Annotated in this window: 22 protein-coding genes; 17 read left to right on the top strand and 5 right to left on the bottom strand. The window is 47.5% G+C overall.

Annotated features, from left to right (window positions below; genetic code table 11):
• The first annotated feature begins 44 nt into the window (after positions 1–44).
• Positions 45–344, top strand: a complete 300-nt coding sequence (locus tag GF401_06915) for an RNA-binding protein (GenBank protein ID MBD3344778.1) — start codon at positions 45–47, stop codon at positions 342–344.
• On the opposite strand, the gene GF401_06910 is transcribed toward GF401_06915, so the two are convergent.
• Both GF401_06910 and GF401_06905 read right to left on the bottom strand, forming a co-directional pair.
• On the bottom strand, positions 325–2727 hold the full coding sequence (locus GF401_06910) for a beta-phosphoglucomutase (GenBank protein MBD3344777.1): 2403 nt from the start codon (positions 2725–2727) through the stop codon (positions 325–327). The genes GF401_06915 and GF401_06910 overlap by 20 nt on opposite strands.
• A 14-nt stretch (positions 2728–2741) precedes the next feature.
• Entirely contained in the window at positions 2742–3980 is a 1239-nt protein-coding gene (locus GF401_06905; protein MBD3344776.1) for a trehalose 6-phosphate synthase, read from the bottom strand.
• 139 nt (positions 3981–4119) lie between these two features.
• On the opposite strand from GF401_06905, the gene GF401_06900 reads away from it, so the two are divergent.
• Together GF401_06900 and GF401_06895 are read left to right on the top strand one after the other, a co-directional pair.
• Complete coding sequence (locus GF401_06900; protein MBD3344775.1) at positions 4120–5244, top strand: hypothetical protein; 1125 nt, start codon at positions 4120–4122, stop codon at positions 5242–5244.
• 125 nt (positions 5245–5369) lie between these two features.
• Complete coding sequence (locus tag GF401_06895; GenBank protein MBD3344774.1) at positions 5370–5627, top strand: Trm112 family protein; 258 nt, start codon at positions 5370–5372, stop codon at positions 5625–5627.
• 17 nt (positions 5628–5644) lie between these two features.
• Here GF401_06895 and GF401_06890 read toward each other — a convergent pair whose 3' ends face one another.
• The 3 genes from GF401_06890 to GF401_06880 form a co-directional block, all read right to left on the bottom strand.
• Positions 5645–6397 (bottom strand): hypothetical protein, encoded by a 753-nt coding sequence (locus GF401_06890; protein ID MBD3344773.1) that lies wholly within the window; start codon positions 6395–6397, stop codon positions 5645–5647.
• A 20-nt stretch (positions 6398–6417) separates the two neighbouring features.
• A complete protein-coding gene (locus GF401_06885) occupies positions 6418–7182 on the bottom strand; it encodes an SUMF1/EgtB/PvdO family nonheme iron enzyme (protein ID MBD3344772.1) in 765 nt (254 codons plus the stop codon).
• A 134-nt stretch (positions 7183–7316) separates the two neighbouring features.
• Positions 7317–8348, bottom strand: a complete 1032-nt coding sequence (locus tag GF401_06880) for a PEGA domain-containing protein (GenBank protein MBD3344771.1) — start codon at positions 8346–8348, stop codon at positions 7317–7319.
• A 356-nt stretch (positions 8349–8704) separates the two neighbouring features.
• On the opposite strand from GF401_06880, the gene gcvH reads away from it, so the two are divergent.
• From gcvH to GF401_06810, 14 genes are all read left to right on the top strand, one after another.
• Complete coding sequence (gene gcvH, locus GF401_06875) at positions 8705–9091, top strand: glycine cleavage system protein GcvH (protein ID MBD3344770.1); 387 nt, start codon at positions 8705–8707, stop codon at positions 9089–9091.
• A gap of 184 nt (positions 9092–9275) precedes the next feature.
• Positions 9276–10037, top strand: a complete 762-nt coding sequence (locus tag GF401_06870; GenBank protein MBD3344769.1) for an AAA family ATPase — start codon at positions 9276–9278, stop codon at positions 10035–10037.
• Positions 10027–11940, top strand: a complete 1914-nt coding sequence (cooS, locus tag GF401_06865) for an anaerobic carbon-monoxide dehydrogenase catalytic subunit (protein MBD3344768.1) — start codon at positions 10027–10029, stop codon at positions 11938–11940. Before GF401_06870 ends, cooS begins: the two co-directional genes overlap by 11 nt.
• A 142-nt stretch (positions 11941–12082) precedes the next feature.
• Entirely contained in the window at positions 12083–14299 is a 2217-nt protein-coding gene (gene cdhC / locus GF401_06860) for a CO dehydrogenase/CO-methylating acetyl-CoA synthase complex subunit beta (protein MBD3344767.1), read from the top strand.
• Positions 14300–14560: 261 nt separating this feature from the next.
• Complete coding sequence (locus tag GF401_06855) at positions 14561–15895, top strand: acetyl-CoA decarbonylase/synthase complex subunit gamma (protein MBD3344766.1); 1335 nt, start codon at positions 14561–14563, stop codon at positions 15893–15895.
• Between the two features lie 21 nt (positions 15896–15916).
• Complete coding sequence (locus GF401_06850) at positions 15917–17764, top strand: DUF4445 domain-containing protein (protein MBD3344765.1); 1848 nt, start codon at positions 15917–15919, stop codon at positions 17762–17764.
• Positions 17765–17770: 6 nt separating this feature from the next.
• Positions 17771–18547, top strand: coding sequence for an AAA family ATPase (locus GF401_06845; protein ID MBD3344764.1), 777 nt, complete (start codon positions 17771–17773; stop codon positions 18545–18547).
• Entirely contained in the window at positions 18534–19493 is a 960-nt protein-coding gene (locus GF401_06840; protein ID MBD3344763.1) for an acetyl-CoA decarbonylase/synthase complex subunit delta, read from the top strand. Before GF401_06845 ends, GF401_06840 begins: the two co-directional genes overlap by 14 nt.
• A 42-nt stretch (positions 19494–19535) precedes the next feature.
• Positions 19536–20027, top strand: coding sequence for a hypothetical protein (locus GF401_06835; protein MBD3344762.1), 492 nt, complete (start codon positions 19536–19538; stop codon positions 20025–20027).
• 63 nt (positions 20028–20090) lie between these two features.
• On the top strand, positions 20091–21704 hold the full coding sequence (locus tag GF401_06830; protein ID MBD3344761.1) for an FAD-binding protein: 1614 nt from the start codon (positions 20091–20093) through the stop codon (positions 21702–21704).
• Between the two features lie 45 nt (positions 21705–21749).
• On the top strand, positions 21750–22790 hold the full coding sequence (locus GF401_06825) for an alcohol dehydrogenase catalytic domain-containing protein (GenBank protein ID MBD3344760.1): 1041 nt from the start codon (positions 21750–21752) through the stop codon (positions 22788–22790).
• A 10-nt stretch (positions 22791–22800) separates the two neighbouring features.
• On the top strand, positions 22801–24918 hold the full coding sequence (locus GF401_06820; protein ID MBD3344759.1) for a glycoside hydrolase family 3 protein: 2118 nt from the start codon (positions 22801–22803) through the stop codon (positions 24916–24918).
• A 233-nt stretch (positions 24919–25151) separates the two neighbouring features.
• On the top strand, positions 25152–25988 hold the full coding sequence (locus GF401_06815) for a DUF1565 domain-containing protein (GenBank protein ID MBD3344758.1): 837 nt from the start codon (positions 25152–25154) through the stop codon (positions 25986–25988).
• A gap of 55 nt (positions 25989–26043) precedes the next feature.
• A complete protein-coding gene (locus tag GF401_06810; GenBank protein ID MBD3344757.1) occupies positions 26044–26886 on the top strand; it encodes a hypothetical protein in 843 nt (280 codons plus the stop codon).
• The last annotated feature ends 47 nt before the right edge of the window (positions 26887–26933 follow it).

The following is a 26933-nucleotide window of genomic DNA, read 5'->3' as shown; positions in this document are numbered from 1 at the left end:
ATTATCATAATTCATTAATCTATTATTCCTCAAGAGGAGGTCTTGTGGCTAACAAACTTTATGTCGGCAACATCCCGTTTCGCACAACCGAAGAAGAATTGAGAGATATGTTTTCTCCCTTTGGTGAAGTCCATTCTGTTAGTATCATAACGGATAATCAGACCGGACGGTCACGGGGGTTCGGTTTTGTCGAGGTGGAGAATGCCGATGCAGCCATAAAAGAACTGGACGGCAAAGATTTCGGCGGCAGAAACCTTCGAATCAACGAAGCCCGTGAACGGAGGCACGACGGCGGCGGTCACAGAGGCGGCGATTCCGGCAGGTTTAGCAAACGTTCATGGTAGTGTTGTTTACCTTTGTTGCTACCGGCGTTTTCCCGGTTGCATCCATCGTGACGTTTATCGTATCCTGAGTTATTTCAAAGGAGTACCAGCAGCCCCGAATCAGTAATTTAAAAGATAGTTTTTTCCAGTGTGACGGCAATGATGGATTGACGTCTATTATGCCTTCCTCAAAGGAAACACCGGCAAAAACGCGGGTAACGATCGTAATGGTTCCTCCCATGACCGCGCAATGAATACCCTCGATGGTTGTTCCACCCTGTGTGTCGTGAATATCGCTTTCCAGTGATTCGAGAAACCATTTCCAGGTTTCCTCGCTCGTATCTCTGTATTTCGAGACAGCCGAATGGGCGACTTTACTGAGGGTTGAACCATGGGAGGTCCGGACTACATGGAAATCGTAGTTTCGGGCCAGAAATTCTTTTTCATTACCAACAGAATAACCCAGCTGTTTGAGCAGCCTGCAGACTTCATCCAGAGGCAGCACAAAAAAGGTCATGAGCGCATCTGCCTGTTTAGCTACTTTGTAATGATCGGGCGAATCGCCTTCAGATTTCAAAATCCGGTCCATGCGGTGAATATTTCCGTATTTGTTCCGGTAATGATCCCAGTCGATATCGGCAAGGTCCATATATCCTTCAAACTGAGAAATGATGCCGTCATCGGTAATCGGGACATACATACGATGAGTAATGTCGTGCCACTTTTTAGTTTCTTCCTTTGAAAAATTGATTTTTTCCGCAAGATCGCTCTTAATTTCCTCGGGAAGCTTTTTTGCCAGTTCGAGGGCCCGTTCGAGCACCCAGACTGTCATAATATTCGTATAGGCATTATCGTTGATACCACCTTTTTCCAGGGACGCATTGGGATATTTCTCATGAAACTCATCGGGGCCCATAACACCGTAGATATGGTACCGTTTCGAACGGGCATCCCAGGTCGAGATACTGGCCCAGAATCGGGCGATTTCAAGAAGCATTTCTGCTCCATAGGAATGAAGAAATTCTTCATCCATGGTATGATAATAATACATCCATACATTATAAAAAATTGCGATCGAGATATGTCGTTGACGGCAGCTCAGGTCGGGGTCCCACTTACCTGATACGGGATTATAGTGGATAACCTGTGTCTCTTCGGTCCCGTCATTGGAAGACTGCCAGGGAAACATAGCGCCTTCATAACCGTTTTGCCGGGCATAGGTCCGGGCGGCATCCAGGCGGCGGTATCGGTACATAATTGCAGATTTAGCAATTTCCGGAAACCGCTGGTAGAAAAAGGGGAGTGCATAAATACTATCCCAGAAGATATGGCCTCTGTAGGCTTCACCGCTCAGTCCACGGGCCGGAAGGCCGGCATCGATATGAGCATTGTGAGGAGAGAGGGTGCAGAGAAGATGATATATGTGAAGCCGGGTTACTTTTTGTGACAAACGGTCGCCTTCAATTTGCATGTCTGCTTTTTCCCACAAAGATTTCCAGGCGTTTTTATGAGATCTGAGCATGGCCTCAAAGGACCGGTTTCGTTCAATCTCTACCAGGCCGGTGGAAAATTCATTGGCGATATTTTCATCCCGCGATGTGGTTATGGCCACAATCTTGTCAAGGGTATACTGCTTCCCTCGGGTGGCATCAAAGGTCATCAGTTCGGCAATGAACCCGTCTTCGCTGGCGATTTTCCGTTTTTCCGCAAGGGGCTTTCCGTTTGTCGAGAGTATGTTTTTTGCAAAGACCGCTATCCGGATATGAGACTCGTTGGTTTTGACATGAAGATAAATTCCCTTATCGAATTCGGCCCGGGAGACAAGTGACAAATGTTTGGAGTTAAGATTACGATATCGGGCAACACCATCATTGAATACAGTTCCGTCCAGCGATGATTTCAGGGCAAGGGGAGCGGAGTAATTTTCAGGCGTTACCGTGAACCGGAGACAGGCCATATGTTTGTTACTCATGCTTGCGAAACGCTGCGATTCGATGGTGGTAACCTGTCCTTTGGTGTTTTCGAAAGTGATTCGCCGTTCCAAAACGCCGTGACGAAGGTTCAGATTTTGTTCGTAATCGAGAATTTTCATTTTAAGAGGACTGGTAAACTTGCCGTTGCCGATTTTTATCTCGACCGGAAGCCAGTTGGGACAATTAACAAAGTCATCGTTGAAGATTTCTTTTCCATGCACGATCGAAGGTACTTTGTTGAATACTCCTGCAATATAGGTGCCGGGATAATGGTTTTCCGACGTCCGCTCGCTTTCAAAGCAGCCGCGGGTACCGAAATATCCGTTGCCGACCGTGGTGAGTGTTTCTCTGAGTTTTTCTTCTTGAGGATTGAATTCGGTATAGGTAAGGTCCCATTCTTTGGTGCGTTTCTTCCGGCTTTTACGATTCATGGGCAACAACTCCTTTATTTTGTGTTCTTTTTTGACAATTCATAAAGTATGGTAACGAGCATATCGGGTTGTGATACGAAATGATGATTTTTGCATGCGCGGGCAACTTTTTCCTTGAGTGCATCATCATCGGTCACGAAAATTGTCCAGGTTTTATCTGTCTTTTCGGCACATACCCGGGCCATGGGCACATCACCGTTTGTATCACCGCAAACGAGATTCGGTCCCTCGTAAAGTGCAAGGTCAAGCTCACTGTCGAGAAACAGAACGCCGTCTCCTTTGTCGAATTCTTTGAGAATATGACCATGGGCGGCATCATCGAGAGTAAGGGTGATTTCGATATCCAGACCGGTATCTTCGATACGAAATGTATTTTTATCAGGATCGTGCTCTGCCACAATACCTCTTACTTTATCGAGGAACTCCGATGATTCTTCTTCGGAAATCGAATGCGTAATATCCTGACGGGCAATCGTGAGCTGACCGAATTTATGCTGGAATCCAGACCCGATCAAGGAGAATTTTTCGTACACAGGAGTGGAAACGAATGAGCGAAGCTCCTGGGTGAGGTCATTCAGCTTTTTCTGCTGTTCGGCCGGTATGGCAAATGCTTTCCGCTCCTGGCTCAGACTCCAGTACTCTCTTCCTTTGGAACCCGCATAAACAATCGTATCCAGCGGGGTAGTGGCAATGTCGATAATGCCACCGTGATTGAGTGGCGCCGAGGTCAAGACTACCGACTTCCGGACCACTTTCCGGGCAAATCGGATAAGAAACACGGCATTGTAAATCGATTGTATGGATGAAAGATACCGGCCGCAATAATTGTTGACCGTCCCGTCACGGTCGGAAACAAAACTCCGTAAATCAACAGGAGATAATATTTCTACACCCTTGCGTACCTGTTCTTCAAAGGAATCGTGGAGCGTGGTGAAATAGTCATATAATGCCTGTTCGCCGTTGATAAGATAACGGATATCCTTGCGAAGCTCACCTGCTTCATAGGCAAGATCGATCGCAATATTCCGGTTCTCATCCAGTGCAACAACGGCATGGTTCTGATCATCGACAGGAATCTCCTCCAGCAGATGAAGCGCATTTTGCAGGGACGTGATATCCTGCGGGTTGGGAGCAGTATCTTCGAGAATGGCGGATACACACCGTTTCCGGATCTCGCAGGTTTGTTGCATGAGATCATAAAAACTTTTGAGTGTCCGAATCTCTGGTTTTGAGGTAATATTTTGTACTGTCATCGACCTCCCCGTTTCTGTTTTGCAGTTTAATTATCGATTACCGGCCCTGTCCGAAAAAAAACAGATTCCCCTTGTAAAGAAGGGACGATTAATTGTAAAATATATTTTTCCATAGAAACGTTTTTGCAGGAGACACATAATGAGCTTTGAAATATATGGTATGGCATTACATACCAAATTGCAATGGTTTTTTCTCTGCAATATATGTATTGTAATAATTATGAGTATTTTGTTAGTTGTGACTCTTCGTATGAGAATGTTCAGAGAAAAAATAATGCCCATTGTCTGCATCCTTTTCTGCTTTCTTTTGTTATGCACACCGCCTCCTTCCGGGGAGCAGCTCTCCCAGATTGCACAGCAGTCTGAAAAGGAGAAGGAGGGCGATTCGATTGTGCATACCTCACCGGCCGTTCAAAAACAACCGGTTTACTATGAAGTTGATAAGTGGGAGGGGAAGCGCTTTGTTCTTCTTAAAAAGACGGCCATGTTTCAGAGATTCGGATATCTGTTGTATTTAACCCCTGCCCTTGCTGACGCGACCGGCCCTGTCAATGATGTGATGGAGCTTTCGAGCCGACGAATAAAATATCATCTCTTTGCAGGAGCCTATGTGACCGTTTCTTCGGTAAAACCTGATACTCACGGTGAGTATCGAATCACGTGTATTTCCGATATACAATCGTTGCCTTTGTATGGAAAAACATCCGGAGGAGTAATTGAGGGACTTGCACTGGCTGATGATCTCGAAGGGGCAAGCGACCGGTGGATGAATACAACGGTTTATTCCCGGAGAAGGGCTGTGGAAATGTTTGATTCGACTGCATCACGGTTTCAAAGCAGAAAGGTATCGGTTCTGGATCCTTTGAATGTATTTGATGTTACCTGGGGGAGAACCCCTCTTCCGACAAAGCCGATCTGGATACACGTGGAGTGTCCCGACAGCAGCCGGGCGATAATTCCGGTTCATTACAGCTGGACAAATGTCGTGAAAGAAAAACGGGGAAAGGGATTGCCGTGGAAGGAAGAGATATTCGAGCACAACCCGCAGGAACTCTATACATGGGACCCGTTGTTCTGGGATGCAATCGATAATCACAAGCTCCTTATCGGAATGAACACCAAGCAGGTCGAATTATCCTGGGGTATCCCTGAGAAAAAGGGAAAAGACTGGAAAAGTGACACACTTCAGGTAGATGTTTGGCTCTACAGCGGTAACCGGCTGGTCTTTCATAACGATTCTCTGGTGCTCAGTGAGGTCAGATAGCACTGTTTACCCCCGCCTTTTTCGTGATCGGCTTGCTCCGGCCGTTAAAAAACCGTATATTAAGGGAAGAATTGGGGGGTAATACTCCATCTCTTAAACTTAACGCTCTTACAAGGAGTTGTGCTATGGTGGATAAAGAATTACTCGACATTTTGTGCTGTCCCGAGACAAAGGAAGATGTTCATCTTGTTGAGGGTGATGTAATCGACAAAATTAATAAGAAAATTGATGAAGGGACAGTGAAAAATCGCGGGGGAGAACCGGTGAAAGAAAAAATCGATGCCGGACTGCTGCGGGAAGACAAGAAATATCTATACCCGATACGGGAAGATATTCCGATTATGCTTATCGATGAAGCTATTCCTTTCGATGAGTTTGTCTAGAATTGCTCAAGCTCGGTTTATAAAGGACTTTTTCCCTTTTTCTTTGTCGATTTAGTTTTCATCTGCAGAATGATGAATAGTAAAAGCAGGGCTCCAATAATGATGATCTGCGTCTTTATCTGCGGAGTGAGAATTTTATCTGCATCGAGTAATGATCCTTTAAAGATCACCGGAGAAATCGAATCGCCGCATCCGTTGGCGCCCATAACTTTCAGGGTATAACTGTTTGCATTGTTCACAAGCACAGAATCCCAGGGGATGATCCATTCGACAACCGGCAACTCCTTTGAGGTGTCCGGCGGGATATAGGCAGCGTAATGTTCGTTCTGTTGTTCTGAAAGCAAGACTGTATAGCTGGCCTTAGTGCCTACAAAGGTGAATCTCCAGTTTTCCGGGCAGGTATCCTTATGTGCTTTTCTGAAATAGCCGGTAACTCCCTCCGGTGTATGAAGCGCATCCCAGTAAAACAACTTTTTTTTGCCAAGCTCTTTGGCGCTGTCTTCATCCCATTCCAGAAGGAAACCATCGAGCTGAATTCTTCTGCCGCTTCTGCTGATTGAATAGCTTACCGTGGATGGTGGAGCAGAGGTTTGTGATGTATCGGCAAGACGGGCGGAAAAGACCTGGGTACTTTCTGTTTTTGAATTCTCATGTGCAGTATCCGTACCATGTGCGGATGGAGCGGCTAAAAATGCTGCGATTACTACATATTTCAGATGCAGTGCATAGATGCATCTTTTGAGGCTGGTATTGTTTGATATATCGATCATAGGTCTTAATATACGACAATTCACTTCGCGCAACGAAATCCGATACTCACTTCAGCGTGAGTTGGTGAAAACCAATGCCGGTTTTTGATCCGCAACTGGTTGGGACTGCTATACCATCCGCCGCCTCTGATCACCCGGTACCGTCCTACGCCGGGGCTTCGTGGATCTTTATCGACACTCCAGGCATAGTAATCCTTTTGATACCGGTCATTTGTCCATTCCCACACGTTTCCGGTCATGTCATGAATGTTCCATTTATTGGGTTGAAAGGAGCCGTTTTTTTGAGGCCGTCGCAGGGAAGGCGAGGCACATCGGGATTGTGACGGCGCACTGTTACCCCACGAATACTTATTGCCGGAGCGGGCGAGGGCTGCGTACTCCCACTGCGCTTCTGAGGGGAGTTCCTTACCATGTGCTCTGCAGTATTGACGGGCCTGTTGCCAGGTAACACAGACAACCGGGTAGTCCGGATTGCGGTACTTTGCCGGCACCCGGACACGTTTGAATCCCGAGCCGGTCCAGATCAAACAGTTGCCGTCATCATAATGAGCCGGCGTACATGCACCACGCTTAACACAAGAATCGTATTGCGCATGGGTAACTTCGAACCTGTCGATTTTGAAGGGTGATAACGCTACCTGGTGACGGGGAGATTCATCGGCTTCCCCCTTATCCGATCCCATAGTGAAGGATCCCCCCGGTACCGATACCATCTGAGAGAGAACCGGGACACAAAGAAAAATGAAAATTATACCGCTACGAATCATTGAAACTGTATTTACCAATCCACCATTCCGTCACTGAAGCATTGCGCTGAGTAAGCCGAAGCGCACCGGCCACACAGGTAAAATTTTATCTACTGCAGCATGAAAAATGTTTACTGCTGACTTCTGGTTTCTTTACTTCCGACTTTTTCTCTCTATCGCCCCGCCAGTTCGGCGATAAAAATGCCCACCCCAAATAAAGCAAAGGCACTGAGCACAATTATGCGGGCGATTTTTGATTTCTCACTTTCTCCAGATGGTTTTTTTTCTTCGGGTGCTGCCGCTGTTTTCTTTTCCAGGGCTTTTAAGCTAAAATCGAGTGTGTCGACTTCACCGCTCGACAGGGAGATCTTCTTTGTCTGTTGAGCAAACCCTGTTTTCCGGATTTTAACAACATACTCACCGGGTTTCAGCTTCCCTTTTGTTAGGGGGGTTATGCCGATCGCCTTATTGTTGATTGTCACCGCTGCTTCCGAAGGCTCACTTAACACAACGAGCGTGGCAGGTTTAAGAAGAGTAAACGGCAATTCCTGAACGCTGTTCGCCGCCACTGTTACGGTGGCTTTTTTCAGATAATGCCCCGCTTTTCTGATCTCGAGCGTATGTTTTCCCGGTGCTAAATTTTCGACCGTTATCGGCGTTTTTCCTACACTTTCACCGTCAACCAGAAGAAGAGCATCATCCGGATCGGTGGTTATTTTCAGGGCTCCCTTAGCCGTTTCCTGCTTTGCTTCGGTTGTTTCAATCGAGTCCTTCTGCTGAGTACTTCCGGTTTTCACCTGTGCCGTATCATCGGCGGCGCTTTTCTCCGAATTTTCCTCAGACGGTGTTTCCATAGCGTTTGTATCCTGCCCCTTTTGTGCGGTTTCCGCCTCAGATTCAGTTTCCTTTGCCGCTTCGGTTTCCTTTGGTGTCCCGGTTTTTTCTTCGGTACTTTCTCCTACTTCTTCTTTTGGAGGCTCGGATTGAGTTTGTTCCCCTTCCTTTTGATCATCTGATTCCAGATCTGCCTTTTCGGTGATTTTGTCGGCAGTTTTTTCCTGTTGTGCGACACCCTTCTCATCATCGGACACAGCTTTTTCAACGGCCTTCACAGGTTTTGGGGCGCTCTCTGTTTCGGTGGCTTCCTGCGCATAAGCGGTAAGGGAAATGAGCAAGAGCAGAAATAGTGATACCAGACGATTCATAGTACAATCCTCTCATTCTGGGATATGTGATAATTGATAGGAAAATATAACTCATTTAATCGATCGGATAAAAGGATAATTATTGTGTCTTATTGAAAAAGAATTTTTGCGTCCGGGCGCTAACTTGATGAAGAAGGGTATGTATAGTATTTTTGGTTTCCCTTTATGCTGGGATAAATTTTTATATTCAGCCATATAAAATGCCTTTTCCGAAGGTTTTTGCGGCTGCCGAAAGAATACGTTGGGAAAAGAAAAGTTATTACTTTTTAATGTTACTTTAAGTCTCACAGGGATTGTTTGTGGCGGAAAAAGAGAAGACATTAATCTCTACGGGACCGAAAGAAAGGAACTCATTTATGTCATCACCAGACGATCGAAAATATGCAAAATCCCACGAATGGGTGAAAATCGATGGAGATACTGCTGTTATTGGGATCACCGATCATGCTCAGGATTCTTTGGGAGATATTACCTTTGTTGAAATGCCCCAATCCGGTACACAGCTGTCGAAGGGCAAAGAATTCGGTGTCATTGAGTCGGTAAAAGCCGCAAGTGACCTTTATGCCCCGGTGTCCGGTGAAGTTGCCGAGGTCAATGATGCTTTAGGCAATCAACCCGAATTGGTCAACACCAGCCCCTACGACCAGGGCTGGATAGTGAAATTGAAAAATGTCGATACCGCCGGGCTCGATGACTTGATGGATTCATCTGCCTATGATTCATTTCTCGAATCTGAAGGCTGATCAAACAAGCGCCGGGATATTTCCAGTCTGGTCTTTTTGGGTAAGTTCGGGGCTGGTTAGTTGAGAAATAGTTCGACATCATGTATTATTAATTTCACTCATATTTCACTATACCCAATTTTTATTCGATATATAAATTATAATACTATACTACTAACAGCTTAATATGTGAGGTAATTCTTTTTTGAAAATAGCAGTGTCAGGCAAAGGGGGAGTAGGGAAGACTACACTGTCCGCTTTGCTTGCTAAATCTTTTGCCGATGATAATCTGAAAGTTATCGCTATCGATGCCGATCCTGATGCCAATCTGGCTGAAGCATTGGGTTTTCCTCCGGAGCTTGAAATAACGCCCCTTGTAGAGATGAGAGATCTGATAAAAGAGCGGGTTGGTGCGGAACCCGATCAGGCTACGGTCTATTTTACCATGAATCCCCGTGTTGATGATATCCCCGATAAATTTTCGATTTCCATAGATAATATCAAGCTTCTGGTGATGGGGACAGTCCGCAGGGGCGGCAGCGGATGCGCGTGTCCGCAGAATGTCATGGTTAAACAGCTTTTAGGCCATGTACTTTTTCAGCGGGATGAAATCGTTATTATGGATATGGAAGCGGGTATTGAGCATTTAGGACGGGGCACTTCTCAGTTTGTGGATCTTTTGTGTGCAGTTGTGGAGCCGACATCTGCAAGTCTGAAAACCTGGATCCGCATACGGAAACTTGCTGAGGATTTAAATATCAAAAAAACAGCGATAATTGCAAACAAGGTCAGCAATGAGCAGGACCGACAGCGGATACAAAGCGTTACAGGGGAGACTCCATGGTGTGAGATCCCTTTTTCAGATTCGTTGAGCGATTACAATAAAGAGGAGATTCCTCCTGAAATTCGTGAGCAAATATCTACTTTAAAGAAGAAAATACAGAGGGAGCTTATGCATGGCAACTGAGTTAAAACACGCCGATAAAGCATCGCAGAAACTGATAATTAAGGCTGAGAACGACAAGGTGACAACAGTCTGGGACCGGTATGAATCCATGCAGCCGCAATGTAAATTTGGTAAGGAGGGCGTTTGTTGCCGGATCTGCAGTATGGGGCCCTGTCGGATCAGCAAGAAGAATCCGGTTGGCGTCTGCGGCGCGAATGTCGATACCATAGCGGCGCGAAATCTTATCCGCATGATTGCCGGCGGTGCGGCCGCCCATTCTGATCATGGAAGAAATACTGCGCATACACTGCTCATGGTTGCTGAAGATCAGGGGAAAGATTACACGATCAAGGATGAAAACAAGCTCAAGGCGCTGGCCGGGATATACGGAATCGAGACCGATTCAAAGGATATCAAAGCTATCGCAAAAGAAGTAGCTCTACAAGCGCTTAACGATTTCGGGAAACAGGTAGGTGAAGTAACAATTGCTTCGATTGCTCCCGAGGCACGGAAAAAGGTCTGGAAAGAACAGAATATCACCCCGCGGTCAATCGACCGGGAAATTGTCGAGGTGATGCACCGGACAACCATGGGAGTGGATGCCGAGTATAAAAATGTGATCAAGCACGGAATGAGAACGGCTCTTGCCGACGGCTGGGGAGGTTCCATGATCGCATCTGAAATTTCAGATGCCCTTTTCGGATCGCCCAACCCTCTCCGTTCCGCGGCCAATCTGGGAGTGCTCAAGCCCTCCCATGTCAATCTGCTGGTCCACGGCCATGAACCCACCCTCTCCGATATCATCGCAATCGTCTCACAGAAAAAAGAGCTTGTCGAAAAAGCAAAGGCAAAAGGTGCCGAAGGCATTACGGTTGCAGGTATATGCTGTACGGCAAATGAAATACTTATGCGGCATGGTATTCCTGTTGCCGGAAGTTTTCTTCAGCAGGAACTCGCTGTTGTCACCGGCGCGGTTGACCTTATGGTTGTTGATGTTCAATGCCTGATGCCCGGATTGTCGGAGGTGACCGGTTGTTACCACACCAAGCTTATCACAACCTCGCCAAAAGCAAAAATGCCTGGTGTTGAGCATCTCGAGTTTCATGAAGACAAGGCTGTTGAAACGGCAATGAAGATTTTGGATGCGGCTATTGAGAATTACCCGAATCGGAAGTCGGAGAAAATTGCTGTTCCTGATGAAAATGAGAAAATTGTTGCGGGATTTACTGCTGAATCGGTCTATCGATTTCTGGGTGGCACCTACCGTTCGACCTATCGGCCGCTCAACGATGCCATTATCAGCGGCAGGCTTCGGGGCGCTGCCGGCGTTATCGGCTGCTCCAATCCCAATGTCGATTTTGAAGAAGCCCATATCGCCATGGTAAAGGAACTCATAAAGAATGATACCCTGGTAGTCACGACCGGCTGTAATGCAATCAGCTGTGCCAAACACGGCCTGCTCCGTCCGGAAACCGCTTTTTCCATGGCCGGCAAGGGGCTTCAGGAAGTATGCCGGGCTGTCGGCATTCCGCCTGTGCTCCATGTGGGTTCCTGTGTCGATAACAGCAGAATCCTCCGGGTGATCACCAATATTTTGGCTGAAGGCGGGTTGGGAGAAGACTTGAGTGATCTTCCCGTCGCAGGAGCCGCACCCGAATGGATGTCGGAAAAAGCCGTTGCGATCGGATCTTATTTTGTAGCATCGGGTGTGTTCACGGTAATCGGCCATCCCCTGCCGGTCATGGGGAGCGAAAATCTTGCCGAATACCTGACAAATGGCATTGAAATGGATGTGGGCGGAAAATGGCACTTTGAACTCGATCCGGTAAAAGCCGCTCATGCCATGCTGGCACATATCGATACAAAACGAAAAGCCCTGAAATTGAAGCCTATGATTTATGAACAGGCGTTTGGGGAGAGTTGAAGGTTGAAAATCGAATGAAGGTTGAAAGTTGAAAGTTAAGAGAGAAGATAGTGGAGTGACACTCCGCTCTTCCACCTGTCCCGATGTGTAATCGGGATTACTCCAGCTTCCATCATCATATTGAATCTATAGAGGGAACCACATGTCTAAAATCATTGCAACAGCAGCTATACGAGGAGCACACAAGCTTGTAGAACAGGCGGAAGAATCACTGGCACGGGCGATTGAACTCAAGGGAAAAGATTGTCCGGTCGCCTATCCCAATACAGCCTATTACCTTCCGATCATGCTGCTCTTTCTGGGACAGCAGGTAGAGAAACTCGGTGATCTGGAATTGTCACTGCAGGAAGCGCGTAAATTACTGGGGAATATACCCGATGATGAAGTCTGGCTTCCGTATCTCGGTGAAACACTCAATTCGGGGGTTGCAACCCTTCTGGCCGAAGAGACTATCGAGGTGCTCAAATATGTTATCCGTCCTCAGCCGGTCGATGATATCTGGCTCGGGTATACCGACGACAGTATTCTCCGGCTGCAGGGGATCAAGCTTGTTGACGGCCGCATGCCGGGATTTGCCGCGCTGGTCGGGCATACACCCACCAATCAGGAAGCGGTCGATCTGGTACGGGGACTCCAGGAACGGAACATTCTTGTTTTTATGGCCGGTAACAGCAGTGGAAAATCGATCGCCGAGCAGCTGGCCGAAGAAAAAATCGAAATGAACTGGGACACCTTTTTAGTCCCTTTCGGTAAAGATGTTACCTCGGCGGTCCATGCGCTCAATTTTGCCGCGCGTTCGGCCATGACATTCGGCGGTATCGAGCCCGGCGATCTCAACGCGGCACGGGAAATTCTCATGTATAATAAAAACAGGGTCCATGCCTTTGTTATGGCTCTTGGTAAAGATAAGGAAGTCGATGAAGAACAGGTAATTACCGATGAAAAATATGCCACCGCTGCAGGTGCGATAAATTTCGGCTTCCCGGTCATATCCGACATGTCGATACCAGAGATTCGTCCTACCGGTATCTGCACCTACGAACATGTTATCGCCGATGTCAAACTCGATGAGATTATCAGCCGGGCAATCGAACTCCGGGGTATGACGATTAAAATCGACAAGGTGCCGATTCCCGTTCCCTACGGTGCGGGATTTGAAGGTGAACGGGTTCGAAAAGAGGATATGTTTGTCCAGTTCGGCGGAAAATATGCAGATGCATTCGAACTTGTCAGGATGCGGGGTATGGACGAAGTCGAAAACGGGAAAATTGAAGTTGTGGGCCCTGATGTCGATTCGATGAAGGAAGGTGAAGCTTATCCGCTCGGTATCCTGGTTGAAGTCGCCGGGAGAGAATTTCAGCCGGATTTCGAATCGGTTCTCGAACGGCGTATTCATGAGTTTATCTCCTGCGCCAACGGCATTTTCCATATGGGGCAACGCCATTTCATCTGGGTTCGTATCAGTAAAGATGCTCATGCAAAGGGTTTTAAAGTACGGGATTTCGGAGAAATACTGGCCGCCAAGATGCAGGCCGAATTCTCGGCAATTCTCGACCGGGTACAGGTCACCCTGATAACCGATGCCGAAAAAGCATCGAAACTGCTGAGTACAGCCAGAGATATCTACAACGAACGTGACGACAAGATCGGTACCATGACCGATGAGGATGTGGATACTTTTTACTCCTGCATGTTGTGTCAGTCTTATGCACCCAATCATGTATGTATTGTCACTCCTCAGCGGTTGGGGCTCTGCGGCGCCTATACCTGGCTCGACTGTAAAGCATCTCATCAGATCGATCCCCACGGTCCCAACCAGCCGGTGATTAAAGGGGTGTGTGTCGATTCTGTTAAGGGGCAATGGGAAAATATCAACGATTATGTGGAACTCAAATCCAATGGAAATCTCTCTGTTTTCAACGCCTATTCGATCATGGAAGATCCGATGACGGCCTGTGGCTGTTTTGAATGTATCGCGGCAATTGTCCCTGAAGTGAGCGGCATAATGATCGTGGACAGAGATTTTCAGGGAATGACCCCGGTGGGTATGGGGTTTTCAACCCTCGCCGGTCAGATCGGCGGCGGCCATCAGACACCCGGTTTTATCGGTATCGGTAAACTCTATATCAGCAGTCCGAAATTCATCTCCGCCGATGGCGGTCACAAGCGGATTGTATGGATGCCCCAGCATCTGAAAGAAGAAATTGAAGACCGGCTTCGTCCTATGCTCGAACAACAGAATATCACCGACCTTTTCGATAAAATAGCAACCGAAAAAGATGCCGAAGACCCCGAAAAACTGATGGAATATCTACAGGAAGTACAGCATCCGGTTTTTGAAATGGAACCGTTGTTTTAGCAAGGGTCAGGGACCAGTTGTGAAGAACGTATGACGAACTATGACATCTCAGGAAGACAACGCTACAAACTGAGTGCCATGGTTCATATTCAAAGACGAACGACGAGAGCAGTAGAAATTAATTTAATAAATACAGTACATTTATCAGGATGGGTTAGAGTAATAAGCCGTTAAGGAAGGGAATAGTACTTTACCCCTAACGATAACCCAAACCGGCATCCTGACTCTACCCCCAACCCATACCCAATATCAGGAGGAACAATGGCTTTAACAGCAATGCAAATTTATAAAAGTCTTCCGAAAACAAATTGTAAAGAGTGCGGTTTTCCTACCTGTATGGCCTTTGCGATGCAGGTGGCTGCAAAGAAGAAGGCGCTGGCCGACTGTCCGCATGCATCCGATGACGCCCGTTCGTCATTAGCGGATGCATCAACACCACCCATGCGGCTGGTGAAAATCGGTCCCGCAGGAAAACAATTTACAACCGGACAGGAAACCGTGATGTTTCGTCATGAAGAGAAATTTCATCATCCAACAGCTATTGCCGTAAGAATCGGGTCATCGTTATCTCTTGACGATGCTCTTTTGAAAGTTGAAAAAATCAACGCCTCCGTATTCGAACGGGTGGGGCAGAAACTGAACGTCGAACTCTGTGCGGTAGAACTTGACGGGTGCGATGATTCTTCGGGGCGGGCAAAGAGTATCGCCGATAAATGCTCGGTTCCTCTGATCCTTGTTTCCAAAGATGCTGCAACGATGAAAGCTGCTGCGGAGAGTATTAAGGATAACAAACCGCTCCTGTTCGGTGCAGATAATTCGACTGCCGAATCCTTTGCAGAAATAGCGGCACAACTTAAATGTCCCATGACCGTGAGCGGCGACTCCATCGAGACAGTTGCCGATGCCGCCGAAAAGGCGAAAAACAAAGGAGTGCAGGATATTGTACTTGCCTTTGACGGCAGGGAGGGGCAAAAGGCATTGCAGAATTTGACGATCGCCCGGCGCGCTGCACTGAAGAAAAATTTCAAGGCCCTTGGATATCCGACGTGTGTGGATGTGCACGAAGAGAATACCGGTATGGAATGCTCAGCAACATCAGCCTTTGCAGCAAAATACGCAGGGATTGTGATTATCGATAATGTAGAACCATCGGAACTCATTTCGATTATGACCGTAGTGCAGGATATCTATACCGATCCCCAGAAACCGAACATGGTCGAAGCCGGGGTGTATGAAATCGGTTCGCCGGATGAGAATTCACCGGTGCTGTTCACAACTAATTTTTCCCTTACCTATTTCAGTGTCGCCGGCGAAGTCGAGCGGAGCAAGATCCCTGCCTATATCAGTGTTGTCGATACTGAGGGCCTTGGTGTACTCAATGCCTATGCAGGGGACAAAATCTCGGTAGAAAAAATTATCAAGGCATTTAACGAGCAGAAACTTGCAGATAAAGTAAAACACCGCAAGCTCATTATTCCCGGTCTACTCCCTATCTACAAGGCCGAGATCGAAGAGACCTCGGAGTGGAAAGAGGTTCTGATCGGCCCTGAAAATGCGAGCAAGATTCCGTCGTTTCTCAATGAAGCCTGGAAATAGAGAAGTATAATCAGTATCCTTATGACAAGCTATGCCGTAACATTTATTCCATCAAAAACAACTGTACGGGTTGACGAAGGCGCGACACTTCTCGAGGCCGCCGTTGAAGCCGGAATAATGTTGAATGCCGTCTGCGGCGGAAACGGGACATGTGGTAAGTGTAAAGTAACCATTCTTCCCCACAAAGATGCAACTGCGGGAAGGGTGGTCCTTGCCTGTATAACGAAGGTGTTCGGAGACTGTATCGTTGATGTCGGCAAGTCGGTTATCGATGATGACGGCCATGCGGGAAGTGAACAGGCACGGCCCGGTAGAGAAGATGGATTCGAACATTTTACCCCCCGGGAATGCAATCCCCTGGTGACTGTGCACAATCTTGCTCTGGAAGAACCCTCGCTGGATAATAACGACGATGACTGGTCACGATTTGCTCAAGCGCTGCAGTCGGTTGTCGCCCCAGGAAAGTTCCAGGCCGGGCTGGAGATAATCCAGGTACTTCCACCGCTTATCAGGGGCGGTGAAAACAGGATTTCGGCTGTTGCCGCATATAACCTGGACCATTGGGATATTCTTTCGGTTGATGCAGAGAAAACGCTGAAAAGCTGTTATGCTGTGGCAGTTGATATCGGAACCACTACCGTGGTCGCCAACCTGATTGATCTGATCACCGGGGAAGTCATTGATGGCGCTGCGGTATTTAATTCTCAGGATATTCATGGTCAGGAAGTAACCGCTCGTTTGATCTCCGCAGAGAGAAAGGGAATCGGTACCCTTCAGGATAACATTGCCGGGGATATCAACAAATTGATCGGGGGCCTGGCCGATGCCAATGCCGTGGCCGTCGATAATATCTATGCTGTTGTGATTGCCGGCAATACTGCAATGGAGCATTTCCTGCTGGCCCTTCCGGTGGAGAATATCCGACGGGAACCTTATATTGCCGCATGTTTGAAGCCGCCAGCCGTTGCCGCCCATTCGGTGGGCGTCGGGATAAATCACCATGGATATCTCTATTGTCTTCCCGGAATCAGTTCCTGGGTCGGAAGCGATCTTACCGCCGGGATATTTGCTACCGGAATGCATACCAGTGATGAAATATCACTGCTGGTCGATATCGGAACCAATGGCGAAGTGATTATTGGAAGCAAAGACTGGTTAATCGCCTGTTCGGCGTCGGCTGGACCTGCGCTTGAAGGAGCCAGTGTCGAATGCGGTATGCGCGCTACGGCAGGAGCAGTCGAGCGGGTTTTTGCGGAAAACGATTCGATCACCTATAGCTGTATTGGTGACTGCAAACCTGCCGGTATATGCGGTTCGGGAATCATCGATTTAATTGCCGTGCTTTTAAAAGAAGGGGTGATCAACCGTTCGGGAAAAATCGTTGGTGAAGATACCGAACGAATTCGCAGTAAAGAGGGCATACAACGGTATGTGCTTGTTCCTCCCGGGGAATCATCGCGCGAGGAAGGCGTCTTTATCACCGAAGTTGATATTGAGAATATCATTACCGCAAAAGCGGCGATCTACGCTGCTATACATATTATAACCTCGCGGCTGGATCTGTCGTGCAGTGATATCGACCGGTTTTATATCGCCGGCTCTTTCGGGCGGTATCTCGATATCGGCAATGCGGTTGCAATCGGATTGTTACCACCGGTTGCCCTGGAAAAAGTTCGTTTTGCAGGCAATACCTCGCTGAAAGGCGCATCCATGGCGGCCCTGTCGATTGAAGCCTGGGAAGCAATAAGGGCTATTGCCGAAAAGACAACCTATTATGACCTTATGGGTGCGGATGACTACGTGGAAGAATTTCAGAAAGCCATGTTTCTTCCCCACACCGATATTGAAGTATTTGCATATGATAAATAAAAAGGAATGGATATAATGCCGAAAACAATTGCAGTCGCCGGAAAAGGCGGCACAGGAAAAAGTACTATTGCAGCCCTGGTTATCCAGTATTTACTGGAAAAGGAGTTGACCCCCATACTGGCGATTGACGCCGATCCTGACGCCAATCTTGGCACATTACTCGGGATGCATTCGGCGGGAACTGTCGGTGACCTTCGGGAAGAAGTTCGCCGGGAGATGAAAAATATTCCTGCGGGAGTGTCCAAGTCCGAGTATATGCAGGCAGGGCTTCACGAAATAATTGAAGAATCCCGCGGGTTCGATCTCTTGTCCATGGGGCGCGGCGAGGGGCCCGGATGTTACTGCTCGCTCAACAATCTTATTCGTAAGTTTTCTCATGACCTGGCGCCGTCATACAACTGGGTTGTTTTTGACAATGAGGCCGGTCTGGAGCATATCAGCAGAAGGACAACGTCCAATATCGACGCCCTCATACTGGTGGTTAATTATAATCCCATTTCCCTGGAGACGGCGTCCCGGATCAATATATTGAGCGAAACCCTGCAGAACCAGATTCGCAGCAAATATGTTGTTACAAATATGGTAAAAGAGGATCGTTTGCCGGATATGGAAGCAAAGCTTTCGGATATGAATTTAAAACCCGATTTGCATATCCCTTACGATTCTGTGGTTGAAGAGGCTATTTTTAACGGCAAATCATTGCTTGAACTGCAGAATGCCACAGCCAAGAAGTCGATTTTTTCACTCATGGATAAAGTCAGGAGTCACAATGGAAATAGTTGATGTTAAAGAAAAATGGAGCAGCAGGATTAATGAAGTCACTATTGGTGCAACCGCAGATCAGGGAGGTACCCGGAAGTCGACAATAACCGTTGGCGGACAGACAACCCTTCCATTCATGACCTTTGAAGGTGAAAATCCGCACAAGCCGGTTATCGCCGGATATATTGCCGATGTTGTTCCCGATTGGTCGGACTATTTGAAAGACGCCGTGGGCGCCGAAATAAACAATCCGGTTGAGTGGGCGCAAAAAAGTGTTGAAGAACTGAAACTCGATTGCCTGTGCCTTCGGCTGGTTGGAGCTGAACCCAATGACGCCGACCGGTCTCCTGCAGAATGTGCACAGACCGTCGCCGATGTTTTAAAGGCGGTGGATGTACCCTTGATTATCTGGGGGTGTGGTGATGATGAAAAGGATAACCTGGTACTTCCGGAATGTTCTCAAGCTGCAAAGGGAGAAAATTGTCTGATCGGTTCGGCCAAAGAAACAAATTACCGCACGGTTGTTGCGATCTGTAAGGCGGACAAACACAAAATCATTGCCGAAGCTCCGGTGGATATCAATATCGGTAAACAGGTGAATATTTTACTTCAGGACGCCGGTTTTGAGCTTTCCGATATTGTCATGAACCAGACAACCGCTGCTCTGGGATATGGCCTCGATTATGTTTATACCATTTTGGAACGGGCCCGCATAACGGGTCTGAAAGGCGATAAACTCATGGCCGCACCGCAGATTTGTGATGTGGGTGGGGAGACCTACCGTGTCAAAGAAGCCCTTGCCGATGAAGATATTCTTCCGGGATGGGGTGCTGTGAGTAAACGTGGACCGCTCTGGGAGACCGCCTGTGCTTCTGCGTACCTTCAGGCAGGCGCCGATATCCTGGTCATGGCCCATCCTGAAGCTGTGCGCACAATCCAAGGGACTATCGAAAAGTTCTATTCCTGAGTGAATAGAAAAAACACATTTGCAAGATAAGAAAGTTGAATTGTGAGTGAACCGGGGATTCAGGAAAAAGTAATCCAGGCGCTTCCTCGGTATAGCGACTGGCAATGGCCGTTTAAAATACGGCTTTTGTGGTGTGTTTTCGGTATTGTGGGCGGCGGGTGCTGCTATTATATCGTTACCCATTTTATGACCTGGCAATTGCCCGGTAAGCTGTTCTTTTCCGTGATTGCCATCGCTGTTTTTCTGGTTTGCTGTGTTCCAATGATTCCCATTACTTTCGGGCGGTTGACAATAGACGCTAAGGGGATACGGTGGACCAGGCTTTATTCGGTACAGAAATTAACCTGGGACCGGATCAAAGCGGTCAAGAATATCAGGACGGTTACTGTTCTGGGCCACAGCTATTACATGCTCCGCCTTGTTCTTGATGATGATTCTATTGAGGGAGTGTTTTCAACATCGGAAGAGGCTCTGGAAATATTCAGAGAGGTACGGAAAATCCTTCCTCAATATCCTCCTCAGAGCGCGCCATGACGGCAATGTTTATTTTTCCTTGTAAGCAATAATATCAGTGCACAATTCCGGAAAGGATAGGCGATGAGTTCTTCCATAGAGCCCCTGTCGGAAAAATATTACGACTATCTCAGAGACGAATCCCGGATGTCGGGATATGCAGACACGATATCGTTTCCCTTGTGTAAATGCGAGCTTGTGGCGGCAGTATCCAGATTATCGTCTGAAAAAATACCTGTTACCATTCAGGGAGCACGGACCGGTGTCACCGGTGGTGCAGTACCTTCGGGGGGACATGTAATCAACCTCGGAAAAATGAAAAAAATTACCGGTTTGCGGTACAATTCATCCTCAGGCCGGTTTTTTCTGTCCTGTGGGCCGGGAGTACTGTTGAGTGAATGCAATGAGGCGCTCCAGAACAAAGAATTTGATACCGATGGCTGGTCCCGGGAGTCTCTCGATGCTCTCGATGAGTTTAAAAAAGCCGGTTCCTGGTTTTTTACACCCGATCCCACCGAAACCGGTGCGTCGATCGGGGGAATGGTTTCCTGTAATGCATCAGGGGCACGATCCTTTATGTACGGTCCCACACGAAATCATGTTCATACCCTTGGAATTGTGTTCGCCGACGGCAGGACTGCAACGCTCAGGCGGGGAGAGCTGGCGAGTGATGATGGTTCTTTCCGGGTACAATGTGACGACGGCTCCGTCATTGCGGGAACATTGCCCGATTATGTTTCACCGGAGGTGAAAAATGTGCTTGGATACTATGTAAAAAAACCCATGGAGCCGATCGATCTTTTTGTCGGTTCCGATGGAACACTCGGAATCATCAGCGAAATCGAGCTGGCACTTACTTCCCGGCCGGAATGTGTGTGGGGGATTGTTGCATTTCTTCCCGATCAGCAGACAGCACTCAGGGCTGTTGGTGTATTGCGTGGAAAAAAACACCCCGATATATCTTTTGAAGGTTCGATCGGGCCCTCGGCACTTGAATATTTCAACAGCAGTTCACTCGATTTGTTGCGGAAATGGAAAAAAGAAAGCCAGGCCTTCTCGCATGTGCCTGATATGCCTTCGGAATATGCAGTGGCCCTTTATATCGAGTTCATGGGAAAGGGTGAAGATGAAGTTATTGATGCTGTGGAACAGACCGCCGAACTGGTATCGTCTCTGGGGGGTGATGAAGATGCGTGCTGGGCTGCCGGTGATGAGCGTGAGTTGGAGCGGCTCAAGAAGTTCCGTCATGCTGTGCCGGAAGCGGTTAATCTGACAATTGATATGCGAAGGAAAAATTTTCCGGAGCTGACAAAATTGGGTACTGATATGGCGGTGCCGGACCTTAAACTTGCTTCTGTTTTTGACATGTACGACCGCGATCTCGATGAAAACGGATTGGAATCGGTTATTTTCGGCCATATCGGCGACAATCATCTTCACGTTAATATTCTCCCCCGGAACATGGAGGAATATGGGATGGGGAAAGATCTCTATATGAAATGGGCACAGACAATAATCGATTGGGGAGGAACTCCGGCAGCCGAACACGGTATCGGAAAATTGAAAAAAGCATTTTTAAAGATGAAATACAGCGATTCGGAAATTAGACAGATGATCGAACTGAAAAAAATTTTTGATCCGTCCTTGTTGCTGAGTCGGGGAAACTGGTTTGAGGAAGAAATAGAAGTAATGGAGTAATGGTTTTTCCGCCATCGCTCCATTCTTTTCATGGAGGGAAACAGTATGAAATCGATGGTTCTTACCGGTATTAATACGATGGAACTTCGGGAGCAGCCTTCGCCGGAAATTACAAACGACACGGAGGTTCTGATTGCACTGTCATCGGTTGGTGTCTGTGGTTCGGATATACATTATTATGAAACGGGAAGAATTGGTTCGCAGGTTGTGGAGTATCCTTTCCGGGTCGGACATGAATGCTCGGGGGTTATCGAAGAGGTTGGGAGTGCGGTTTCCCATGTTGCCGTGGGTGACCGGGTGGCGATCGACCCGGCCATGCCCTGTTATGAGTGTGATCAGTGTCTGGCTGGCCGTTATCACACTTGCCGTAATCTCGGGTTTCTGGGAACGCCGGGGCAGGCTGAGGGATGTTTATGTGAGCGTATTGTTATGCCGGAGTGGTCCTGTTTCAAGGCCGATACACTCTCATTCGATGAGGCGGCTTTTGCCGAACCCTTATCGATCGGTGTGTATGCTGTTAAAAAATCGATTCCCATGGTCAATGCACGGGGGGCGATACTGGGAAGTGGCCCCATCGGACTCTGTGTTTTGCTTCCAGCGCTTGCAGCAGGGGCCGAAAGGATATACATGACCGATAAAATTGATGAACGATGTGACCGTGCCCGCAGCGCAGGCGCTCACTGGGTGGGAAATCCCGACCAATGTGATATTGCAAAGGCAATCGGGGAGCAGGAACCCCTGGGGCTCGATGTTGTTTTCGAATGCTGCGGAGACCAGGATGCGCTCGATCAGGCAATCGATATACTCAAGCCGGGTGGTAAACTGGTTGTTGTCGGAATCCCCCGTGAGGAACGGGTGTCATTCTGTATCGACAAACTGAGGCGAAAAGAGATCCTGGTGCAGAATATCAGACGTCAGGTCGATTGCGTGGAACCTGCATGTGCAATGATCGCAGAGAAAAAAGTCGATGTTATGCCGTTGATAACCCATCGGTTTCCTTTCGAAGAAACGATCGATGCCTTTGAATTTGTTAAAGGATACAAAGACGGGGTTATAAAAGCGATGATCGAGTTTCAAACGAAATGATAGGCCAGGGATGAGTGTTTCGATGAGCACATTTCCTTTCCGCAATAGTGGTTTGTCGATAGAAAAACGTGTTGACGATCTTGTCGGCAGGTTGACGCTTAAAGAGAAGATTTCACAAATGGTATATGATGCTCCTGCTGTCGAGCGGCTGGGCATTCCAGCGTACAACTGGTGGAACGAGTGTCTGCACGGGGTAGCGCGCGCCGGATGGGCCACGGTGTTTCCACAGGCTATCGGTCTTGCGGCAACCTTTGATGAAGATCTGGTCTATCGGGTCGCGGCTGCCGTTTCCGACGAGGCCCGGGCGAAATATCATCAGGCGCAGAAAAAGAGGGAGCAGGGGCAATATCAAGGGCTCACTTTCTGGACGCCGAATATCAACATTTTCCGAGACCCCCGGTGGGGTAGGGGGCAGGAAACGTATGGGGAAGATCCTTATCTCACCGGCGCGCTGGGATCTTCTTTTGTAAAGGGGTTGCAGGGGAGTGACCCCCGGTATCTGAAAGTTGCTGCCTGTGCGAAGCATTTTGCGGTTCATAGCGGGCCCGAAAAAGACCGCCACCGGTTCAATGCCGTGGTTACACAAAAAGACCTTCACGAAACCTATCTCCGTGCGTTCAAGATGCTGGTCGATGCCGGTGTTGAAGCAATAATGGGCGCCTACAACCGCACCAACGGCGAACCCTGTTGTGCAAGTGGGGCGCTTTTGTGCGATATTTTACGCCGAACATGGGGATTCAAAGGCCATATGGTTTCCGACTGCGGCGCTATCGGTGATATCCATGCGTATCATAAAGTTACCCAAACGCCGGCCGAGTCTGCGGCATTGGCCTTAAAAAAGGGATGTGACCTCAACTGCGGTTGCATGTATCCCTTTCTGGAAGAAGCTGTCGAACAGGGAATGATTTTCGAAGAGGATATCGACCGCTCGTTGAAACGTCTTTTTGCCGCCCGGATGAAACTCGGTATGTTCGATGCTGAGGATGAAAGTCCTTATTCTTCGCTTTCTCTTGATTGTGTAGATTCCACGGTCCATCGTTCACTTGCCCGGGAAGCTGCTGTTAAATCGATTGTGTTGTTGAAAAACAACAATAGTATTCTGCCCCTTAAAAGTGATGTGAAAAGGATATTTGTGACCGGTCCCGGTGCGGCTGATGTCAATGTGATAATGGGAAATTACCATGGAATAAGTTATCCGATGGTGACGATTCTTGATGGAATCGTTGCCCGTGCGGGAAAAGAGACATTGGTCAATTACCGGCAGGGATGTACCTTTAGTCGGGAGGATACAAACAAATCTCCTTGGGCTCTGGGTGAAGCAACGCATGCCGATGTCATAATCGTTGTTGCAGGCCTCAGTCCGCTTATGGAAGGAGAGGAGGGAGACGCGATTCTTTCTGAAGATAATGGCGATAGAATCTCAATCGGTCTTCCCGAAAACCAGAAAAATCTCATACAGGAGCTTCGGAAGCATAACAAGCCGATTGTGCTGCTCATTACCGGTGGCAGTGCAGTAGAGATCAGGGAAGAATCGGAGATAGCTGATGCGATACTTTATTGCTGGTATCCCGGAGAAGAAGGGGGAAGTGCGGTTGCGGAAATTCTCTTCGGTGATACCTCTCCATCAGGTCGCCTTCCGATAACAATCCCCCGTTCTATCGAGCAGTTGCCGCCCTTTGACTCCTATGATATGGCAAACAGAACCTACCGATATATGACCGATAAGCCACTTTATCCTTTTGGCTTCGGACTCAGCTACTCTTCTTTTTCCTATTCCAAACTAAAGATCAACCCGGAAGCGAGTGATGGTTCATGTCCGATTACTGTTTTTGTTACTGTTGAAAATGAGGGTGAATTTGATGCCGAAGAGGTGGTTCAGTTGTATATTTCGCCCCCGGAAACTGTTTCCGGTGCACCGATAAGGCATTGTGAAGGATTCAGGCGGGTAAAACTATTCCCCGGTGAATCGCAACGGGTCGAATTTATTCTGAATTTTGAACATCTCTGTTCCTTTGATCAAAATGGCACCCCATTTTGTGCATCAGGAGAATATACTTTTACTGTCGGACACTGGTGGGGCGGCAGGGAGTCTTTTGGGGGACTCTGCAAAAAATTCATAGTGCCATAGTATTTGCCTTCTTATTGTGCACTATTCGTTGATATGCCCATAATTTTTTTAGATTTTTTGTTTGGTTAACTCGATACAGTTTATTATATTGTATGAAGGCATTAATGGGTGGGTCATTATAACTGATTATACTTTTTCTGCATGACTATTTTATTCAGGCAGTGGTGTTTAACCGGATAAGTGTTTAAGCGAAAAAGTTGTGGCGAAAAAAATACCAAAGGATAGAACAGACAGTGCAACCAGTTAGATTCTTTGCGTTTAAACATCTGTTGTTAATTCCTGCATTACTATGCCTTTTCATCTATTTAACACCTTTTGTTGTTACGGGCAAATCGCTTACCGTCCCTTCCTCAAAATATAAAACTATTTCACTTGCAATGATAAAGGCTGCACCCGGTGATACAATATGGGTGGAAAAGGGAACATATAACGGCCAGGTCGGTATGGGGAATGGCGTAACACTCATATCCAGGCCTCTCTTTGGCGCTGTTCTCGACGGTAATGGAAGAGAAACTGTCATTACTTTAAATGGAAAAGGTGCTGTTCATGGTTTTGAGATAACCAACGGAACAATCGGCGTATTTTCCAAAGGAGAAGGAAACATTATCAGCCGGAACCGGATAATAGAAAACTGGGGCGCCGGAATCGTTTGTGTAGGGCATTTGCCGAAAATCGAAGACAATGTCATTGCCTATAACGCCGGATCGGGCGTTCAGGGATGGAAACTGCGGGTCACCGTTTTTCCTGCCATAAACCATAATACCATAGCTTATAATTCCAATCATGGCATTGCAATCGGAGGATCATCAGAGTTTGACATTACCAATAACATTATTGCCTTTAATGAAAAGTTTGGCTTAAAAGTTTCTCAGGATGACCCCAGAATTCGTATGAAAGACAATTCTTTTTACGGTAACAGTTCGGCCTGGGCTGTTCTGCCGGAGGGAAATTATCGCTGTAATCCCATTTTTGCCGATCCTCAGAAATATAATTTTAAACTTGGAACTGATTCACGTTGTAAAGCTATGAGTCCAGAGGGACATGACCTGGGGGTGCGTTTTGAAAATTAGCATATCCACGATCATAATAAAAACTGTCATATAGACTGAGACGAAGGAGAGCGGTATGATAAGAGACACATTTAAATGTTGTATTGCCTTTGGGGCGTGTTTCCTGGTGTTCGGCATTGCTGTTGCCGGTAATTCCATTACAGTGCCGTCTGGTCAAATCCAGACTATTGCTCATGCATTTATCAGGGCCAAGCCCGGAGATACGGTATGGGTGAACAATGGTATTTACCGTGAACGCGTTTTTGTTGAATCAGGAATAACTCTCATGGCCCGTCACCCGTTAAAAGCGGTTATTGACGGCAAAGGCAAAGGGACGGTCGTTACGCTGGGAAGAAACGCAAGCATTTCCGGATTCGTGATCAAAAACGGTACTATCGGTATTTTTTCCAAACATCCGGGAAATACCATCAAAAACTGTCGTATCGAAAACAATTTTCAGACCGGCATTATTTGTGTACGTCATCTTCCGATGATAGAAGACAATGTTATTGCTTTTAACCGCGGCTCCGGAATACAGGGGTGGGATGTTCGCTCTGCCGGACCGACAGTCAACCATAATACCATAGCGTTCAACGAGAATAACGGAATTGCGATGGGGGGGAAGTCTAATATCCTTATTCAACATAATATTATTTCATTTAATGAAAGACTTGGGACCAAAATCAGGCCGGAAGCCGAGAAAGTGAAAATTGCCAATAACAATATCTACGGCAATCTCTGGTCACCCAAGCCCCAGCCCGAGGGAAATTTCTCCTATAATCCTCAGTTCAGTGCACCGCGATCAAGGATGGATTTCAAAGTAAGCGGAAAAGTTGTCTGTCCCGAATGCCCAAAGGATGAAATTCCGGGGGTGCGGATGGATTCTCAGTCGACAAGCACCAACAGCGATCTTTTTTAGTCATAAAAAGTAACTGTGGAAAAGGACACTTTTATTTAATAGAAAGA

Source organism: Chitinivibrionales bacterium (assembly GCA_014728215.1).
Taxonomy (GTDB): Bacteria; Fibrobacterota; Chitinivibrionia; order Chitinivibrionales; family WJKA01; genus WJKA01.
Note: the sequence above shows the minus strand (reverse complement) of the source record. Positions and strands in the feature narration are given on the sequence as shown.

Coding starts and splice junctions, on each gene's coding strand:
- GF401_06910 (MBD3344777.1), bottom strand. CDS start 2,727: ATGAATCGTAAAAGCCGGAAGAAACGCACCAAAGAATGGGACCTTACC.
- GF401_06905 (MBD3344776.1), bottom strand. CDS start 3,980: ATGACAGTACAAAATATTACCTCAAAACCAGAGATTCGGACACTCAAA.
- GF401_06900 (MBD3344775.1), top strand. CDS start 4,120: ATGAGCTTTGAAATATATGGTATGGCATTACATACCAAATTGCAATGG.
- GF401_06895 (MBD3344774.1), top strand. CDS start 5,370: ATGGTGGATAAAGAATTACTCGACATTTTGTGCTGTCCCGAGACAAAG.
- GF401_06890 (MBD3344773.1), bottom strand. CDS start 6,397: ATGATCGATATATCAAACAATACCAGCCTCAAAAGATGCATCTATGCA.
- GF401_06880 (MBD3344771.1), bottom strand. CDS start 8,348: ATGAATCGTCTGGTATCACTATTTCTGCTCTTGCTCATTTCCCTTACC.
- gcvH (MBD3344770.1), top strand. CDS start 8,705: ATGTCATCACCAGACGATCGAAAATATGCAAAATCCCACGAATGGGTG.
- cooS (MBD3344768.1), top strand. CDS start 10,027: ATGGCAACTGAGTTAAAACACGCCGATAAAGCATCGCAGAAACTGATA.
- cdhC (MBD3344767.1), top strand. CDS start 12,083: ATGTCTAAAATCATTGCAACAGCAGCTATACGAGGAGCACACAAGCTT.
- GF401_06855 (MBD3344766.1), top strand. CDS start 14,561: ATGGCTTTAACAGCAATGCAAATTTATAAAAGTCTTCCGAAAACAAAT.
- GF401_06850 (MBD3344765.1), top strand. CDS start 15,917: ATGACAAGCTATGCCGTAACATTTATTCCATCAAAAACAACTGTACGG.
- GF401_06845 (MBD3344764.1), top strand. CDS start 17,771: ATGGATATAATGCCGAAAACAATTGCAGTCGCCGGAAAAGGCGGCACA.
- GF401_06840 (MBD3344763.1), top strand. CDS start 18,534: ATGGAAATAGTTGATGTTAAAGAAAAATGGAGCAGCAGGATTAATGAA.
- GF401_06830 (MBD3344761.1), top strand. CDS start 20,091: ATGAGTTCTTCCATAGAGCCCCTGTCGGAAAAATATTACGACTATCTC.
- GF401_06825 (MBD3344760.1), top strand. CDS start 21,750: ATGAAATCGATGGTTCTTACCGGTATTAATACGATGGAACTTCGGGAG.
- GF401_06820 (MBD3344759.1), top strand. CDS start 22,801: ATGAGTGTTTCGATGAGCACATTTCCTTTCCGCAATAGTGGTTTGTCG.
- GF401_06810 (MBD3344757.1), top strand. CDS start 26,044: ATGATAAGAGACACATTTAAATGTTGTATTGCCTTTGGGGCGTGTTTC.